Annotated in this window: 19 protein-coding genes; 12 read left to right on the top strand and 7 right to left on the bottom strand. The window is 58.1% G+C overall.

Going from position 1 to position 15,814, the window contains the following annotated elements; genetic code table 11:
* Positions 1–2 precede the first annotated feature (2 nt).
* Positions 3–794 (top strand): SDR family oxidoreductase, encoded by a 792-nt coding sequence (locus A37O_RS0113870; protein WP_018298116.1) that lies wholly within the window; start codon positions 3–5, stop codon positions 792–794.
* A gap of 14 nt (positions 795–808) precedes the next feature.
* Here A37O_RS0113870 and A37O_RS0113865 read toward each other — a convergent pair whose 3' ends face one another.
* A complete protein-coding gene (locus tag A37O_RS0113865; protein WP_018298115.1) occupies positions 809–1,264 on the bottom strand; it encodes a MarR family winged helix-turn-helix transcriptional regulator in 456 nt (151 codons plus the stop codon).
* Between the two features lie 21 nt (positions 1,265–1,285).
* A complete protein-coding gene (locus A37O_RS0113860; protein ID WP_018298114.1) occupies positions 1,286–2,080 on the bottom strand; it encodes an SDR family oxidoreductase in 795 nt (264 codons plus the stop codon).
* A 218-nt stretch (positions 2,081–2,298) separates the two neighbouring features.
* Here A37O_RS0113860 and A37O_RS0113855 point away from each other — a divergent pair, with 218 nt between their 5' ends.
* Entirely contained in the window at positions 2,299–2,763 is a 465-nt protein-coding gene (locus A37O_RS0113855; RefSeq protein WP_018298113.1) for an Hsp20/alpha crystallin family protein, read from the top strand.
* A 60-nt stretch (positions 2,764–2,823) separates the two neighbouring features.
* Here A37O_RS0113855 and A37O_RS16605 read toward each other — a convergent pair whose 3' ends face one another.
* From A37O_RS16605 to A37O_RS0113840, 3 genes are read right to left on the bottom strand one after another with little or no spacing between them, the layout of a single operon-like run.
* Positions 2,824–2,964: a hypothetical protein gene (locus A37O_RS16605; protein ID WP_018298112.1), complete on the bottom strand. Its 141-nt coding sequence runs from the start codon at positions 2,962–2,964 to the stop codon at positions 2,824–2,826.
* On the bottom strand, positions 2,961–3,191 hold the full coding sequence (locus A37O_RS0113845) for a hypothetical protein (RefSeq protein WP_156802619.1): 231 nt from the start codon (positions 3,189–3,191) through the stop codon (positions 2,961–2,963). Before A37O_RS0113845 ends, A37O_RS16605 begins: the two co-directional genes overlap by 4 nt.
* Positions 3,192–3,225: 34 nt before the next feature.
* Complete coding sequence (locus tag A37O_RS0113840) at positions 3,226–3,531, bottom strand: ArsR/SmtB family transcription factor (protein WP_018298110.1); 306 nt, start codon at positions 3,529–3,531, stop codon at positions 3,226–3,228.
* Between the two features lie 76 nt (positions 3,532–3,607).
* On the opposite strand from A37O_RS0113840, the gene A37O_RS0113835 reads away from it, so the two are divergent.
* The 5 genes from A37O_RS0113835 to A37O_RS15570 all read left to right on the top strand — a co-directional run bounded on the left by A37O_RS0113835 (position 3,608) and on the right by A37O_RS15570 (position 8,001).
* Entirely contained in the window at positions 3,608–4,672 is a 1,065-nt protein-coding gene (locus A37O_RS0113835) for a FecCD family ABC transporter permease (protein ID WP_018298109.1), read from the top strand.
* On the top strand, positions 4,669–5,385 hold the full coding sequence (locus A37O_RS0113830; RefSeq protein WP_018298108.1) for an ABC transporter ATP-binding protein: 717 nt from the start codon (positions 4,669–4,671) through the stop codon (positions 5,383–5,385). Before A37O_RS0113835 ends, A37O_RS0113830 begins: the two co-directional genes overlap by 4 nt.
* Positions 5,382–6,323: an ABC transporter substrate-binding protein gene (locus tag A37O_RS0113825; RefSeq protein ID WP_018298107.1), complete on the top strand. Its 942-nt coding sequence runs from the start codon at positions 5,382–5,384 to the stop codon at positions 6,321–6,323. Before A37O_RS0113830 ends, A37O_RS0113825 begins: the two co-directional genes overlap by 4 nt.
* A 156-nt stretch (positions 6,324–6,479) precedes the next feature.
* Positions 6,480–7,256, top strand: coding sequence for an Abi family protein (locus A37O_RS16320; protein ID WP_083912668.1), 777 nt, complete (start codon positions 6,480–6,482; stop codon positions 7,254–7,256).
* Entirely contained in the window at positions 7,198–8,001 is an 804-nt protein-coding gene (locus A37O_RS15570) for a hypothetical protein (protein WP_018298103.1), read from the top strand. Before A37O_RS16320 ends, A37O_RS15570 begins: the two co-directional genes overlap by 59 nt.
* A 91-nt stretch (positions 8,002–8,092) precedes the next feature.
* Here A37O_RS15570 and A37O_RS0113815 read toward each other — a convergent pair whose 3' ends face one another.
* Positions 8,093–8,842, bottom strand: coding sequence for a hypothetical protein (locus tag A37O_RS0113815; RefSeq protein ID WP_018298102.1), 750 nt, complete (start codon positions 8,840–8,842; stop codon positions 8,093–8,095).
* Between the two features lie 287 nt (positions 8,843–9,129).
* Here A37O_RS0113815 and A37O_RS0113810 point away from each other — a divergent pair, with 287 nt between their 5' ends.
* The 5 genes from A37O_RS0113810 (at position 9,130) to A37O_RS0113790 (ending at position 14,969) form a co-directional block, all read left to right on the top strand.
* Positions 9,130–10,107, top strand: coding sequence for a methylenetetrahydrofolate reductase (locus A37O_RS0113810; RefSeq protein WP_018298101.1), 978 nt, complete (start codon positions 9,130–9,132; stop codon positions 10,105–10,107).
* 84 nt (positions 10,108–10,191) lie between these two features.
* The gene (gene metE / locus A37O_RS0113805) at positions 10,192–12,438 is read left to right on the top strand and encodes a 5-methyltetrahydropteroyltriglutamate--homocysteine S-methyltransferase (RefSeq protein ID WP_018298100.1); all 2,247 of its coding nucleotides are present in this window, start codon (positions 10,192–10,194) and stop codon (positions 12,436–12,438) included.
* 199 nt (positions 12,439–12,637) lie between these two features.
* Positions 12,638–13,573: a DUF559 domain-containing protein gene (locus tag A37O_RS0113800; protein ID WP_018298099.1), complete on the top strand. Its 936-nt coding sequence runs from the start codon at positions 12,638–12,640 to the stop codon at positions 13,571–13,573.
* 172 nt (positions 13,574–13,745) lie between these two features.
* Positions 13,746–14,270 (top strand): peptidylprolyl isomerase, encoded by a 525-nt coding sequence (locus A37O_RS0113795; protein ID WP_018298098.1) that lies wholly within the window; start codon positions 13,746–13,748, stop codon positions 14,268–14,270.
* A gap of 39 nt (positions 14,271–14,309) precedes the next feature.
* Entirely contained in the window at positions 14,310–14,969 is a 660-nt protein-coding gene (locus A37O_RS0113790) for a rhomboid family intramembrane serine protease (protein ID WP_342661966.1), read from the top strand.
* 512 nt (positions 14,970–15,481) lie between these two features.
* Here the strand turns inward: A37O_RS0113790 and crgA are convergent.
* Positions 15,482–15,751: a cell division protein CrgA gene (gene crgA / locus A37O_RS0113785; protein ID WP_018298096.1), complete on the bottom strand. Its 270-nt coding sequence runs from the start codon at positions 15,749–15,751 to the stop codon at positions 15,482–15,484.
* Positions 15,752–15,814 lie beyond the last annotated feature (63 nt).

Genomic DNA, 15,814 nt, shown 5'->3' with positions numbered 1-15,814 from the left:
CAATGGCAATCGAGTCCTTTCAGGGCAAGGTAGCGGTGGTCACCGGCGGCACATCCGGTATCGGTAAGGCACTTGCAGCATCGCTTATCGACGAGGGCGCCACCGTCGTGATCACCGGCAGGAATCCCGAGACGCTCAATTCTGTGGCAGCCGAGATCGGCGCCCACGGCATCCAAACCGATGTCACCGATGCGCAATCCGTGCAATCGCTCGCTGATCAGGTCATCGCTGAACACGGCCGGGTAGACATCGTGGTCAATAACGCAGGCGTTGGTCCGCTCGCACCGTTTAGTGAGCTCACGCTCGAGGATTTCAAGTGGGTCATGGACACCAACTTCTGGGGAGTCGTCCACGGTTTGAAGTCCTTCCTGCCGCACCTCGAATCCAACTCCGGGGGCGGGCACGTGGTGAACACCTTGTCGGTGGCCGCGCTGATGCACGCGCCGGGAACCAGCGCTTATGGCGCGTCGAAGGCGGCAGCGCTTGCACTCGGCGAGGTCATTGCGAAGGAATACGCCGACAAAAACGTGAAGGTCCTGAACTTGGTACCGGCGCTCGTCGAGACGCGTATCAACGAGAACGCGACCTCTCGGCCGAGCCACGGCCCGGAATCGTCGAAAATGGAGGACTTCTTGCCACCGCTTCCGGTGAAGGATCCCCGCGACGTCGCAGCTCTCGTGATCACGGGGCTGCGCGAAGGTGCCGACTACGTGTTCACACATCCGCAGACGCGCGGACCGATCGAGGCACGGGCACAGAAGATTAGCGAGGCCTTCGACCGCATCCCCGAGTAGGGCCTGCTCGGGGTCTACTCTAGACCGACCGATTGACGCAGCAACGCGACTAGTTCGCGTTGTTGCTTCTCGTTGAGGTGCGTGGCCAATTCTTCGTTGACCGCGGTGACCTTGGGCAGCGCGTCGCGCAGCTGTTGCTTTCCCTCCGCAGTCAGGGTGAGAATATAGCGACGGCGATCGGTTTCACTGCGAGTGCGCTCCAGGATGTTCTGCTGCACCAGTCGGCGACATACGTCCGCGACGGTCGACGAGTCGATCCACACGTTTTCGCTAAGAGTGTGCTGGTCAAGGCCGGGATTGCGGTCCAGCTCGATCATGATGGTGAACTGTGCCATGGTCAGCGCGGGGCCGGTATGCGACCAAGCGGTGCTGAGCCGATTGATGCTGCGCCGAAGCAGATAGCCCAGCGAATGCTCGAGGGGCCAGGCGCTTGTCACCGGTTCTTGCTGGCCGGACCCTGCTTCAGACACTTTTCACTCCTATTCCGCCGACTATTCCACGCTGGTAAAGATATCGTCGCCACGGCGCAGAGCATCGTAGCCACCATCGACGAAGAATACCTGGCCCGTCATCCGTGCATTACGGGGATCCTGCAAAAACGCGTGCACAACCCCGATGTGTTCTGGATCAGCGATCCCGTTATACGGCGTGGGCATTGCGTCGGCGGCCTGCTTGCGGCCCTCCTCGGAGGCGAAGAGTTCCTTTGTCATGCCCGTGCGAACCTGACCCGGTCCCACGGCGTTGATACCGATGCCTTGACCTGCGTACTTATCGGTCGAAGCGACGCGGCGAACCCAGCGAGAGATCGCGCGTTTCGACGAGGAGTAGTTTGCGTAACCTGCCTGGGGTCCCAGGGTGCCCAAATAATCGCCACGCTCAATAGCGCCTTCGACATCGTTGTTCAGCAGCAAGTCCACCAGCTCAGGATCGTTGCCCTGGAGCGTAGCTGCGGACGTGGTGATGGAAACGCGTGGGTTGTCTGACTTTGCCAGCGCGGGGACGAGCTCCTCGATGAGCTGGACCGTGCCGAAGTAGTTGATCTTCAAAGACAGCGAGTTTCCCGCCGTCACACCGGCGTTTGCAACGAGTCCATCGAGGGTTCCGCCAGATTTTTTGACGATTTCTTGTGCCACCCTGGAGACCTCCTCAGGGTTGCCAAGGTCTCCGGTGATGTCTCCCTCGGTGAGGTCGATGCGGATGACGGTGTCTCCGCGTTCCTCGAGAATTTCGGCAGTTGCTTTGCCGATGCCTGAAGCTGAGCCGGTTACGGCGATGGTTCGAACCATTTTTCTTCCTTTGGAATAAGTTCTCTAAGAGGTTGTTATAACCAGTGTGGGGAACTTACCCACTACCTCTGTAATCCTATCCGAAATTCGCCCCTAGCGAACAAGAATCAGAATATTTGACTAGAGGCAAATCGGGGGTAATATTAGGGGTAGAGCGAAGGGCGCTCAAGTTCCATCGCTTGCAGATTATAGAAATTTAGAATTAAAGGAGAACTACCATGGCCGACATTTCCCGCTGGGACCCATTTGCAGAACTTAACTCGCTTCAGAGGACGCTCTTCGGAGACTCTTTTAGCTCGGGTCTACGAAACAGCACGAGCCCAACCACAGATGTTTATTCGCGAGACGGCGCGATTGTCGTAGAAACGCATCTGCCTAACTTTAAGTCCGACGAAGTCGACGTCGACGTTGATGGTCGTACCCTGACTATTACTGCTTCCCGCAAGAAGAGGGAAGAGGACTCGGATCGTAAATACGTAGTCCGTGAATCTTCCTCGAGCTTCCAGCGTCGCGTGACGCTGCCGGAGAAGACAGACACCGACAAGATCGAAGCGGATCTGAGCGATGGTGTTTTGACGATTACCATTCCAACTCCGGACGCAAAGAGCTCCAAGAAGAAGATCGATATTAAGACTCCAAACGAGATTGCTTCCGAGGAAGAGGAGATCGATCGCAGCGAGTAATCCTCTAGCACGATAGTTTTGCCCCGCCCGACACCTGGCCCACAAGGCTAGGGGTCGGGTTTAGTCTTGTGTGCGGTTGATCTGGCCTTCAATAATCTCTAGTTCGCGGTCGAGCACTTCGGCTACATGGTCGTCGCGTTTCCATGCGCGATTCAGGCTCAGGAGCAGGACGGCGACAAGAAAGAGGTACAGAATAGTCATTTCTTACCCTGCTCCTTTTTCGGAGGAGGTGTTTGCTTCACGAGCCCGATCGCGGCACCCACGATCAACCCAAGAATCGCCCCGTAGATAAGACCCATGGTGACGCTGCCCATGACAAGCCCAGCAATCACGCCGACTCCGATGCCGATGAGCAATCCATTGCGCACGGCTGCGGAGAGGAGCTGTTGATTCTTCTGGTGTACTTCTGGGTCCAATTTAGAGTCCACTTTCGGGTCCATGCGTGTGAGATTACCAAGCTTCCTAATAGCTATGGCCAGCGCCTATTTCGTGCAATAACCGGTGTACGCGATCGTCGGCAATGCCGTAGCGCATGGTGCGACCATCGCGCGCGCAACTGACAATTCTCGCGGTCTCCATCGAGCGCAATGCAGCCGAGGTAGTGGCCACTCGCAGTCCTGTTGCCTCGGCAAGCTCACTGACCGTCAGCTTATGTTGGCCTGCGAAATGGATAGCGCTGAGTAGCTTGAGCCGAGTGGGATCGCCCATGATCTTGAAAGTGGGAGACCACCCCTCGGCAATGGCGAGGTTGCGGTCCAAATCAGTCATAAGCCCTATTATTCCAGAGTCTATCCAGTCTCGGATTAACTCATATATTCAATTGATCGTTTGATAATCTAGCTGGGTGACCCCCACCCAGGACAAGCTCGGCTTCGCCGCGCATCAGCGCCGCACTTTGGTGTGGTCCAGCATTCTGGTGGCGGCCCTCGTCGTCACGTGTTTTGCTGGTCTTATTTTAGGTCCCACGTCGGTTCCCCTCCGCGACACTTTGTCCGTCCTGGGCCACAACCTGCTGAATCGCCCCCTCCCGAGCGACCTTGACACCGCCAATGCGATCGTCTGGGACATCCGCGCACCACGCATCATCTTGGGTGTTGCGGTGGGCGCAGGTCTTGCCGTCGCCGGGACAGTGCTCCAAGCAGTGGTGCGCAATTTGCTCGCCGACCCCTACATCCTGGGGATCAACTCCGGTGCCAGCACTGGTGCCGCGCTCGCGATCCTCTTCGGAGTCGGCGCGGGCTTCGGCGAGTTCGCGCTGCAGGGGTCTGCCTTCGTCGGCGCGGCTCTCGCTGCTGCCCTCATGTTTGCCGTCGCCCGAGCGGGTGGTCGCCTCACCTCCATCCGCCTGCTCATGGCCGGCGTTGCCGTTGGGTATGCGCTCTCCGCACTCACTTCCTTTCTGATTTTCGCCTCGGATTCCGCTGAGGGCTCGCGCTCCGTGATGTTCTGGCTGCTCGGTTCCTTGGGGCTGGCGCAATGGAACCAGGTGCTCGTCGCAACGCTCCTTGTCGTTGTACTGGTGACCGTCATACTCACGCTGCTCGGCCGCAACATCGATGCCCTGACCATAGGTGATGATGCGGCACTCACCCTCGGGATCAACCCAGACCGACTGCGCGCCGGGCTGGTCATTCTCGTGTGCATCATTGTCGGCGCGGTCGTCGCCATGGCCGGGTCGATTGGGTTTATCGGGCTTGTCGTTCCGCACGCCGCGCGCCGCCTCGTCGGGGGAGCGCACCGCCATCTCCTGCCCGTCGCGGCCTTGCTCGGTGCCACGCTGCTCATAGCGGCCGACATCGCCGCGCGCACCCTGCTCGCCCCACAGGAGATCCCCATCGGCATCCTCACCGCTCTGGTCGGAGCGCCTTTCCTGCTGCTGCTCGTGCGCCGCATGGGGGCCGCGTCATGATCACCACCCGCGACCTCAGCTTCAAATCCATCCTGCACGGCATCGACTTAGACATCCCCGACCACGGCATCACCGGACTTGTCGGGCCCAACGGCTCCGGCAAAACCACCTTGCTGCGCTGCCTCTTCGGCGCGCTTCAACCCACCGCAGGCGAGGTGCTGATCAATGGTTCGCTGCTAAAGAAACTCTCCGCGCGCGACATCGCGAAGAGCCTGTCCGTGGTCAGCCAAGACAACGACGAACCGCCGCAGATGACCGTGGCGGAGGTGGTCCGACTCGGCCGCCTCCCGCACCGCGACAATAACGAAACCAAAGTCCTCGAAGCCCTCGAACAGGTCGGCCTGACCGAATTGGCCACGCGCTTTCTGCCCACGTTGTCCGGCGGCGAGCGCCAGCGCGCCATGATCGCACGCGCGTTCGCCCAAGACACGCCACACATGCTTCTCGACGAGCCCACCAACCACCTCGACATCCGCTACACGCTGGATGTTTTCCACAGTATTTCCCACTACCAGGGCAGCGTCACCGTGGTGTTACACGACCTCAACGCGGCGCTCGAGTACTGCGATCACGTCTATTTGCTCAACTACGGCAAGATCGTCGCCTCGGGTCCGCCGGATCAGGTCCTTGTTCCTGCCATCCTTGAACCCGTTTACAACGTCGCCGTCACACGTACTCGCGATCACCTCCAATTTGAAAGGCTCCAACCATGAAAAAGATTGTGCCTGTTCTCATCCTCGCTCCCGCTCTCGCGCTTGGCCTGACCGGCTGTACCACTTCCTCAGAGGCATCGGACGCGGCCATTACCGTGGAGAATTGTGGCAACACTTTTAGCCTCGATGCGGCTCCCGAGCGCGTCGTGCTCCAGGATGCGTCCTCGGTTGAAACCCTCTCTCAACTGGGAGTTCTTGACCGCGTGGTGGCGAAGGCGGGCTTTTTCCCCGAGGTGTATTTCGACGATGAGACCAACGCTCAGCTCGCTGACATCCCCACGCTTTCCGATCGCTTGAACACCTCCGGCCACCTCGAGATCTCCAAGGAAGCCGTCATGGCCGAGAGCCCCGACCTCATCATCGGCTACAGCAATTCCGTCAGCGCCGACACTGTCAGCGACGTGCCCGTCATCAACGAACCCGGGTTCTGCGGCGAGGTCCACGACGCCTCAATCGAGGACGTCAACGACCAGATTGACCTCTACGCCACGCTTTTCGACGAAAGCTCCCGCGCCGAATCCCTCAAAGAGGACGTGGCTTCCCGCGTCGCCGCCCTGGATCAGACAGCAGGGGAGGGCAAGACCGTGGCCGTGGTGTACCCCGGCATTGAGGGTGCCACCATGTATGCCTACGGCAAGGATTCCATGTCGAACCCGGTAGTGACCTCCGTCGGGCTGACCAACGTGTTCGGTGACCAGCAGGACCGCGTCTTTGAGATCAGCGCGGAACAACTCGTGGCGGCGAATCCCGATGTGATCCTGCTCCTGCACTCGGGCGAGTCGGGCGCGGTCGATGCAGTGACAACACTGCCAGGTGCCGACGCGATCACGGCCGTGCGCGAGAACCAGATCCTGCTGCTGGAATTGGCATTCGCCGAGCCACCTACCCCGCTGGCCGTTGACGGCGCTGAAAAACTGGAGGCGTTCCTGCAGGGATAGGCTCGGCGGTCCCCTATTCAGGGGAAAATTGAAACATTATGTGAATTCTGGGCTATCAGCTTTCTTAACTGTGAGGTAGTCTAAAGGCAACATGACAGGCCCGCTCTTCTGGATAGAGGACGCGGGCATTGTTCTTTTCTGGGGGATGTCATTTTTATGATGACGGCGGATAGCGTTTATGGCAAGCCACATTTCACTCTTCCTCAACAGGTAAGCCAACTAGTGGAGCGTGGGATGGACTGTGGGAACGCGTCTGTCGCATATAGAGAACTTGAGCGGTACGGATACTACCGGCTTTCGGGGTATTGGTACCCATTTCGTGAAGTTCCTCGGCCTCCGGCCCCCAGCGAGGACGACTTAGGACGTGAGATCCGCCTTGAAACATTTGTGGAAGGAACATCTCTTTCCAAAATTGTTGAGATTTACAAATTCGATGACGAATTGCGGACACGTCTAGGAAGCGTTCTCAGCGCTGTAGAAGTGGCGTTTCGTTTCTTTGTTAGTCACAGGATGGGAAAGGTAGACCCGTTTATTCATCGAAAGCCCGACCTCTTCGAGATGGTGACTCAAGATGAAAACGGCGAACCTAGAATCCTGCCGACGTATGAGGAGTGGATCGAAGAATATGATCGACTTGAAAAACGCGCAAAGTCTTCTTTTGTGCAGCACTTTCGTGAAAAGTATGGCCCCCATCTACCTCTTTGGGTAGCAACTGAGGTCATGTCATTCGGAGCGCTTAGTCGATTCTTCGACCTTATGCCCCAAGAGGACAAGCGCGTCATTGCAGATCGACTTCAGGTAAGCCGTCAGAACAAAGAGGGAAGGTTGGTCGGCGAAACTGAGGTATTGAGCAATTGGCTGAACAGTTTTCGTCATGCTCGGAACCTTTGCCGCCACTATTCGCGAATTTGGAATCGCGTCTTTGATCTTTGATGTTGTGCTTAGTAGTCCGCGAATTTCAGCGGTACAAGTAGGTGAGGTGCTGGCTGACTTATCCGACCAGCATGTAAACAATCGTCTTTATGGACTCCTACTTGCTCTTCGATACACGCTTCTAAGCGTCTCGCCGGATGATAAACAAATACTAGAAATTGTTTCGTTCGTAGTAGAGAAGTGCCGTGAATTGAGTCTTGACCTGCGGGACGCTGGTTTTCCCGAGAAATGGGAAGACAATCCGATTTGGGATGAGAAATTTTCACTTGACAAGTCGCCAATGTTGGCTGGAAGTCTTCTTGATTGGGTCGAAACGGGGTCTGCGGCAATTGTTCGGAGACTCCTCAGTGTAGACAAATTTTACAGCGCAGATTTTCCTGTCGAGAAACGCAAACAGATCAAAAGTCCACGTCAGATGCTGAAATCGTACCGGGACTACGGTGTAGTAATTTTCTTTCCCTTGGGTGACACGACGTACTACCCAAACTTTCAGTTTGTGGATGGTGCAGTGCATCCAGTGGTCGCTGAGATAAACCAGGCTATGCGCCATAAATGTCAAGAAACAGATCAAGTGCGTATGGCAGCCTCGATGACTCAGTGGTGGTTGGCTCCTAACCACGCATTGCCCGAACAAGGTGATGGCCGGGCTTTGACCCCCTTGTCGGCAGTAACTCAAGGCACATTGACAAAGGATTTTGATTCATCGATATTTGATGCCTATCAAGGAGTTTACGGCACTAGATGACGGCTGAACCCGCCGATTGGACCTGCTTGGGTTAGACAAAAGCCCCGCTCGGACCGAGTCGGTTCGCACGGGGGCCAGAAGCGTTTAGGGCTTAGTTGCCTTCGTTGTCCTTCTTGTTGAATTCATCGCTGAAATCGTCGCGGTAGAAAGCGGTTGGATCAGACGCTGCGTCCTTGCCCTCTTCCTTCAGGTCGTCTGCGGCGCCGCCATCGTCGGCAAGCGTTTCCAGCTGCTCCTCGAGGGATTCCAGGAGTTCCTCGTCGCGCTCGGCAGGCTCTTCGCCAAGTGGTCCTGCGGAAGCCTTCTCCGCAGCCTTGTCGGAAGTGGTGGAGTAGACCAGCTTGGAGTCCTTCTCGGTGGAGTGCTCCTCGACGCGTGGAGGGGTGGTGCGCTCTTCCTTCTGCTTGTTATCGGAAGCGAAGAAGAAGTAGTACACGGCCGCGGCGATCGCGGACAGCAGCGCCACAATACCCACGGCGGACAGCGCACGGCGGGTGTTCTTGCGACGCTTCTCGCGCTTGGCTTCCTTGCCGGTGACCTTATCCGCAACCTGCGTTGCGCGTGCCTCTACCTGCTTGGATGCGTCCTGGGCGCGGTCGGCGATCGTAGCGCGAGTCTTATCCAGGCGACGATGTGCGGCCTGGGTGAGCTTGCCGGCTTCGCGGCGGGACTCGTCGAAAAGATCTTGTCCACGCTCGCGCAGCTCATCGGCGTCGAAGTTGTCAGCGGCCTCCTGCAGCGCGTCGAATGCCTCGCGCTGCTTCTGCTCGCGATAGTCGTTCACGGTATCCAAAACATCGCGGGCGACGGAGTAGCCCTGCCTAATCAGTGCCAGATTCATTGTGGACCTACTTTCTTCGATCTTTCAGTCGAGCTGTGTCAATTTATCACTGTACGTAAATCCAAGAATACCGGTGTTTGACAGTGAGGGAGAGGTGTTCAAATCAACGGTGTGACGCGAATTATATTCATGTCGAAACTGCTAGTCAGCGACATAATTGCTGGTCACACCAATTGTTTTCAATTGAACTCCATATTGCTGCTGGGTTAGATTCTCTCCAACGCAAGTGCCGAGCCCGGCCGCGACAACTACACGACGAACATCTTGACTTGAAAGGACACTTGAAAGTGTCTGCCACATTTTCGTCGTCGCGGCTGTCAGCTCGGCTTTCTGCATCGGCCCCGCTCGACTCCCTCGACGAACCCGCCCCGGAGGCGCCCAAGCGCCGCCGCCTCGCCTTGAGCTTCGAGGTGATCCCGCCGCGCCACGACGCGGACGAGGAGAAAATCGAGCGCCTGTTGGCCACGCTCAATGCGTACAAGCCGGACTACATTTCGGTGACCAGCTCGGCACGTTCGCACTGGCTGGAGGGCACCGCCAACTTCATCTCGCGCATCAGCCGCGAGACTTCCGCACGCACCATCGCGCACCTGGCCTGCACGGCTGGCACTCGCGAGGAGCTCACCGAGTGGATTCACACGCTTCTCGACGCAGGCGTGCGCGGCTTCATCGCCCTGCGCGGTGACCTGCCTGAGGGTGAGACATCGTTGCCTGCCGACCATCTCCAGCACGCGACCGACCTAGTCAAACTCATCCGCGAGATCGAGCACGAGGAGGAATGGCGCCTGGCAGCAGGCAACCTGGCCATCTCCGTGGCCTGTTACCCCTCCGGCCACGCCGAGTCCTCCGGGCCCGACGAGGACCTGGATGTGCTGCTGGCGAAGCAGCGCCTGGGTGCCGATTTCGCCATCACCCAACTCTTCTTCGACGCCGAGGACTACCTACGCTTCGTGGAAAAGGCGCGCATGGCCGGCGTACGGATCCCGTTGATTCCTGGCATCATGCCTATGACCAGCCTGAAGCGGGCTGAGCGCATGGGCGTGCTGTCGGGAATCAGCGTCCCCGACCGGGTGGTCAAGCGAATGCAGGCCGCCACGGACGAGTACGAAGAGGGCATGCAGATGACCGTAGAGCTGGCCCGCACCATTGTGGACGGCGGAGCCGGCGGACTACACATCTACACCCACAACAACGTCGAAGTGACTCAGGATCTTCTGAATCGCATCGGCATCCCGAACCCGAACGCTAGCAAGCTTGAAAGCTAGCTAGCACTGCACGAACCGGAAGCCTCCGCAGGATTGCAGAACAAGACACTTGTTAATCGACTCCTTCACAAAGGACTTCCTTTCATGACTTTTCCTCATGCAACCATCGAGGGTTACCCTCGCATCGGCCGCAACCGCGAGCTCAAGCGCGCGCTCGAATCCTACTGGGCTGGCCGTATCGACCAGGAGACTTTCCTCTCCACCACGCACGCCCTGCGCATTGACACCTACAACCGCCTGCGCGATCTCGGCCTGACCGAGGACTACACCATCCCGGCCGACGTTGCCTACTACGACCAGGTGCTCGAGACCGCACTGACCGTCGGTGTGCTTTCTGCCGCTGACCTCGACGAAGAGTTCGCCCTGTGCCGCGGCACCGACGAGCGCAACCCGCTCGAGATGACCAAGTGGTTCGACACCAACTACCACTACCTCGTGCCAGAACTCTCCGGCGACGCCTTCCACCCAGACGCATCCCGCATCCTGCGCATCGTCGAGGAAGCTCGCGCCGCAGGCCACACCGTTCGCCCTTACCTGGTCGGCCCAATCACCCTGCTCGCGCTGTCCAAGCCAATCGATTTTTCGCGTCTCGACGAGCTCACCGCCGCCTACGCCTCCGTCTTCCAGGAGCTGAAGGCTGCTGGTGTCGAGTGGGTGCAGGTTGCCGAGCCAATCCTCACCGCTGACATCGAGGTCGAAGACGCCGAGCTGGCCAAGCTTGCCGGCGAGGCATGGACCGAGCTGCTCGGCTCCGAAGACCGTCCAAACGTCTACCTGACCACTCCTTATGGTTCCCTGCGCGAGGGCCTTGCAGCTGTTGTCGCAGCTGGCCCTGAGGCACTTCAGGTCGACCTGGCTCCAGCCACCCTGGCCGCAGATCCTGAGTACCCAGCACGCATCGCCGCTGCTGTCCCAGATTCCATCACCCTGGTCGCAGGCCTGATCGACGGCCGCAACATCTGGGCCGGCAACCTGCGCCAGAAGGAAGAAATCCTCGAGCAGCTGGGCACCAAGCACGTCTCCACCTCCGTGTCCCTGCAGCACGTTCCACACACGCTTGACGACGAGAAGTCGCTCCCCGTCGACGTCGCCGGCTGGTTCTCCTTCGCCGACGAAAAGATCGGCGAAGTCCAGGCACTCGTTGCTGGTCGCTTCGACGCCGCTGATGCTTTCGCTCGCTCCGACCGCGCCGTGCGCACCCGCGCAGAATCCACCAAGCTGCACAACCCTGCAGTTGCTGAGCGCGTCGCTGCGCTGCCAGAAGGCCAGGTCAAGCGCCAGCCAGAGTTCGCTGAGCGCGTTGAAGCACAGAAGGCCCTCGGCCTGCCGCTGCTGCCAACCACCACCATCGGTTCCTTCCCACAGACCGCCGAGCTGCGTCGCGCCCGCACCCAGCACCGCAACGGCGAGCTGTCCGACGCTGATTACAACGAGCGTCTTCGCGACGAAGTGAAGTCCGTCATCGAACTGCAGGAGCGCCTCGGCCTGGACGTCTTGGTCCACGGCGAGCCAGAGCGCAACGACATGGTGCAGTACTTCGCAGAGCTCCTCGAGGGCTTTGTCACCACCGACAACGGCTGGGTCCAGTCGTACGGCTCCCGTTGCACCCGTCCACCAATCGTTGTCGGCGACGTGTCCCGCCCAGCACCAATGACCGTGGAGTGGGCAAAGTACGCTCAGTCCCTGTCCGACAAGCCAGTTAAGGGTATGCTCACCGGCCCTGTCACCATCCTGGCCTGGTCCTTTACCCGCGACGACGTCACCCTGGCCGAGTCCGCTGACCAGATCGGTGTTGCACTTGCCGACGAGGTCACCGACCTCGAAGCCGCTGGCATCAAGGTCATCCAGATCGACGAGCCAGCCCTGCGCGAACTTTTGCCACTGCGTGCAGACGCTCGCCCAGAGTACCTGGATTGGGCAGTGCGCTCCTTCCGCCTCGTTTCCTTGAACGCGGCACCAGAGACCCAGATCCACACCCACCTCTGCTACTCCGAGTTCGGCCAGATCATCGACGCCGTCGCTGGCCTGGACGCCGACGTGACCTCCATCGAGGCAGCTCGTTCCCGCATGGAGCTGCTGGAAGACATCGACGAGACCTTCCACTCCGAGATCGGCCCGGGCATCTGGGACATCCACGCCCCACGCGTGCCTTCCGTTGCTGAGATGGCAGAGCTCATCCGCGCTGCTCTGAAGCACGTTCCGGTTGAGCGCCTCTGGGTTAACCCTGACTGTGGCCTGAAGACCCGCGGTTACGCCGAGGTCGAGCCAGCGCTGCGCAACATGGTTCTCGCGCGCGACGAGGTGTCGTCTGAGGTTAGCGTTACCGTTTAGTTCTGCAGGTTAATCCGCACTTCAATGGGTGAGGGTCCCGCCACCGTCGCAGATTAACGGTTGAACCTCCACGAAAACCGAGGTCGCTCTTTGGTAATCTCAAACAGGCGTCTTCGGTTTTCGGCATTCTGGAACCGTTAATGTGCGCGGGCTTCGACGGCAATGCAACCAAAAGAGCCGCGCGACAGTCTAAAAGGGCATGGCTGAACTACTTACATTCGACACTCTTCTACCTAAGCTTGTAAATTTACGTACCGTTCAATCCTCGGACCTCAGTGTGTGGGAAGCAATTGCAAATGGTGAGCTCGTTTCACTTTCTTCGCAGTGGTTTATTCCTGCTGACCTGTACAAAGATCTTGATTGGTACAAGAAGCGGATCTTGAAGGCATTCGCTGTTGGCAGGACCGCGCAAAAAGCAGTTATCGCTGGTCGATCTGCAGCACGGATTCATCGTATTTGGACAGTCTCCCTCACTCCGGAAACCGTTGAAATGGTTGTCCCCTCTGGCGCAGTTCCGGCTAAGAGAGACAGGGACAAGGGCGTGAGCTATTACTATGCAGTCCTGAATCCGTCGGATATACATCACTGGAATGGGGTTCGACTTACCAAGCAGCTTCGAACTGTCATCGATATTTGCAGGTATCACGGGGAGGTTGAGGGGGTTATTGCGTGTGACTGGGCCTTAGCAAACGGTTTCACTCGGGAAGCGCTTTCAAAGGAACTGCTTTTGCTCGGACGGAGAAAAGGCGTCGCCACAGCAAGAAAATGCATCGCGGCTGCTATCGATACTTCGGAATCAGCGTATGAGTCACTTGCCAGGGCGATCTTGATCCAAGCAGGGATCACAGGTATCACCGTGCAGGTGTGGGTGGATAACTACCGAGTCGATGTGTTAATTGATGGCTTCCTCATTATCGAGGTCGACGGTGACATCAAATATAAAGGTGAGAATCGAGACGACATAGTGCTGCAGGAGCGTGATCGGGAGAAGCGATTGCTCAACTGGGGCTATCGTGTCGTGAGATACCGCCCAATTGATCTCACTAAGAATCCAGATCGGTTCGTCGCCGAGATCAAAACGGCACTTGAAGCCAGGAATTCGCTCCCTCCAGGTGCCACCCCTCCCACAGATTAACGGTTGAGGCTCCACGAATTCCAAGGTTGCCGTAGATTGCCGAAATGCAGCGACCGCGGAATTCGGCAACCCTCAACCGTTAAGGTGCTGTGGCGCTGGGTAGGTGAACGCCCATAGCGAACAACCCCGCGCGCAGCCGCACCCAGCACAAAACTTCTCTAGAATATTTAGCATGACTCAGAAGACCGCTACTGCAACTCTGCACACCAACCTCGGTGACATTGTCATCGACCTGTTCGGTAACCACGCACCTCAGACCGTGGACAACTTCGTTGGCCTGTCCAACGGCTCCAAGGACTACTCCGCTCAGAACGCATCTGGCACCACCGATGGTCCTTTCTACGACGGTGCAATCTTCCACCGCATCATCCCTGGTTTCATGATCCAGGGCGGCGACCCAACCGGCACCGGCACCGGCGGCCCTGGCTACGAGTTCGCTGATGAGTTCCACCCTGAGCTGACCTTCGACCGCCCTTACCTGTTGGCAATGGCTAATGCTGGCCCAGGCACCAACGGTTCCCAGTTCTTCATCACCGTGGACGCAACCCCATGGCTGACCAACAAGCACACCATCTTTGGTGAGGTCACCGACGCAGATTCCAAGGCTGTCGTCGATAAGCTGGCTGCAGTGCAGACCGGCCGCATGGACCGTCCTGTCGAGGACGTTGTCATCGAGTCCGTTGAAATCTCCGAGTAAATTCGCTCACTTTAGCCCCCGCTTCGTGCGGGGGCTTTCGTGTGTAATAAGCATATGAATATCCGCAATTACACCCGCCAGGCACCGGCGACCTCGGCGATCATGCTCATCTGTGTGGTCGTTTTCCTGATCGCGGCCGTGCAGTCGCGCTCGCTCGGCGATCTCGTGTGGGGTTCTCCGCTGGGGATCCATACGGTGTTGTGGGGCCCGTTCGTTACCTCCGAGCCGCTCGGGGCGCTGCGCGCGATCACGGCGATGTTTCTGCATCTCGACATCGGGCATCTCACCTTGAACATGCTCTTCTTGCTGTTCATCGGCCGTGAGATCGAGCGCTATCTGGGCACGCCGCTGTATGCGGCCACGTATCTCGCCGGCGGGCTCGGCGGTTCGGCCGCAATACTGTTGATGGATCCGAACACACCCACGGCCGGGGCGTCGGGTGCGCTCTACGCACTGATGGCGGTGCTCATCGCCGTCGCTTCGCGACGATCAGCCGACCTCCGCGCCCCACTCGTTTTGTTAGTAATGAACGTGTTGTACACGCTGATCAGCCCAGGTGTGAGCCTTTGGGGACATCTTGGCGGGTTGATTGCCGGAGCCCTGATGGCCTGGCCGGTGACCTCGCGCTCGAAGCTTGTGCGCTGGCTGGCTGTGCTGGTGGTGGGCGGTGTGAGCGCGGCTTTCGTCGTCACGTTCTAGCGCCACCCGAGGCCTGGCACCCCCTAATCCCACATGCAGATGTCGTCTGTGTGTGGGATTTCTTTTCTGTCTGGACACCCCGAGAAGCGGCTGTGAAAAGTCGGGGAGTTATCCACCCGTTATCCACTAGTTGTCCCCAGTTGTGAGTTATTCACAACAGTTATCCACATTGTGGATAACCACATTCTTGTAATTTACCGAAAATTTAGGCGAATGGGTAGGGGATAACCTGCCCGAATGGTTGACTATCAGCACTTTTAGTCACATGGTGGAAGTAGTGCACAGAGTTATCCACAGGCTGTGGAATTGGGGGATTTTCGGTCTTTCCACAATTTCATTCACACCCTGTGGATAACTTATCGCATGAGCTAGAAGAACTGTGGGATAACACGCGGTGAACAAAGTGCAGAGGAAGCTCGCGCGGGGGTGCAAAAAGGTGCAAAAAAGCCCTGGGCCACTCTTGAAAGAGTGGCCCAGGGCCTTAGATCTTAGGAAACGGTGCTAGGTCGGGGTTAACGCCAACCCATGGTCATCAACAAACCAATAATCAGGCCGCCGAAGCCGATGAGGTAGTTCCATGGGCCGAGCTCCATCATGAACTGGATCTGGTCGCCCGCGAGGTAGTTCACCAACAGCCAGACAAGGCCGAAGAGCATGAACCCGAACATGAGCACCTTGTACCACATCGGGGTGCCACCGGTGTTGATCTTGACCGGGGTGCGGTTGGTGGTGGAGCTGGACTGGGTGCCCACCGTTGTCTTAGTTACTTTTGCCTTAGGCATAGCATTCCTTCGTTTCCTTAAGCTTTACCGCGTCAAAGCGTTTCTATTTATCAATGTTAGCAG

The sequence above is a fragment of the Corynebacterium lubricantis DSM 45231 genome (assembly GCF_000379425.1).
In the GTDB taxonomy this organism is placed as follows: Bacteria; Actinomycetota; Actinomycetes; order Mycobacteriales; family Mycobacteriaceae; genus Corynebacterium; species Corynebacterium lubricantis.
The sequence above is the reverse complement of the archived record's forward strand: the minus strand, read 5'-3'. Positions and strand labels throughout refer to the sequence as shown.

Bases quoted from the DNA above. Each gene is read 5' to 3' on its own strand.
- A37O_RS0113870 (WP_018298116.1), top strand. From the start codon at position 3: ATGGCAATCGAGTCCTTTCAGGGCAAGGTAGCGGTGGTCACCGGCGGC.
- A37O_RS0113860 (WP_018298114.1), bottom strand. From the start codon at position 2,080: ATGGTTCGAACCATCGCCGTAACCGGCTCAGCTTCAGGCATCGGCAAA.
- A37O_RS0113855 (WP_018298113.1), top strand. From the start codon at position 2,299: ATGGCCGACATTTCCCGCTGGGACCCATTTGCAGAACTTAACTCGCTT.
- A37O_RS16605 (WP_018298112.1), bottom strand. From the start codon at position 2,964: ATGACTATTCTGTACCTCTTTCTTGTCGCCGTCCTGCTCCTGAGCCTG.
- A37O_RS0113840 (WP_018298110.1), bottom strand. From the start codon at position 3,531: ATGACTGATTTGGACCGCAACCTCGCCATTGCCGAGGGGTGGTCTCCC.
- A37O_RS0113830 (WP_018298108.1), top strand. From the start codon at position 4,669: ATGATCACCACCCGCGACCTCAGCTTCAAATCCATCCTGCACGGCATC.
- A37O_RS0113825 (WP_018298107.1), top strand. From the start codon at position 5,382: ATGAAAAAGATTGTGCCTGTTCTCATCCTCGCTCCCGCTCTCGCGCTT.
- A37O_RS16320 (WP_083912668.1), top strand. From the start codon at position 6,480: ATGATGACGGCGGATAGCGTTTATGGCAAGCCACATTTCACTCTTCCT.
- A37O_RS15570 (WP_018298103.1), top strand. From the start codon at position 7,198: ATGCTCGGAACCTTTGCCGCCACTATTCGCGAATTTGGAATCGCGTCT.
- A37O_RS0113815 (WP_018298102.1), bottom strand. From the start codon at position 8,842: ATGAATCTGGCACTGATTAGGCAGGGCTACTCCGTCGCCCGCGATGTT.
- metE (WP_018298100.1), top strand. From the start codon at position 10,192: ATGACTTTTCCTCATGCAACCATCGAGGGTTACCCTCGCATCGGCCGC.
- A37O_RS0113800 (WP_018298099.1), top strand. From the start codon at position 12,638: ATGGCTGAACTACTTACATTCGACACTCTTCTACCTAAGCTTGTAAAT.
- A37O_RS0113795 (WP_018298098.1), top strand. From the start codon at position 13,746: ATGACTCAGAAGACCGCTACTGCAACTCTGCACACCAACCTCGGTGAC.
- crgA (WP_018298096.1), bottom strand. From the start codon at position 15,751: ATGCCTAAGGCAAAAGTAACTAAGACAACGGTGGGCACCCAGTCCAGC.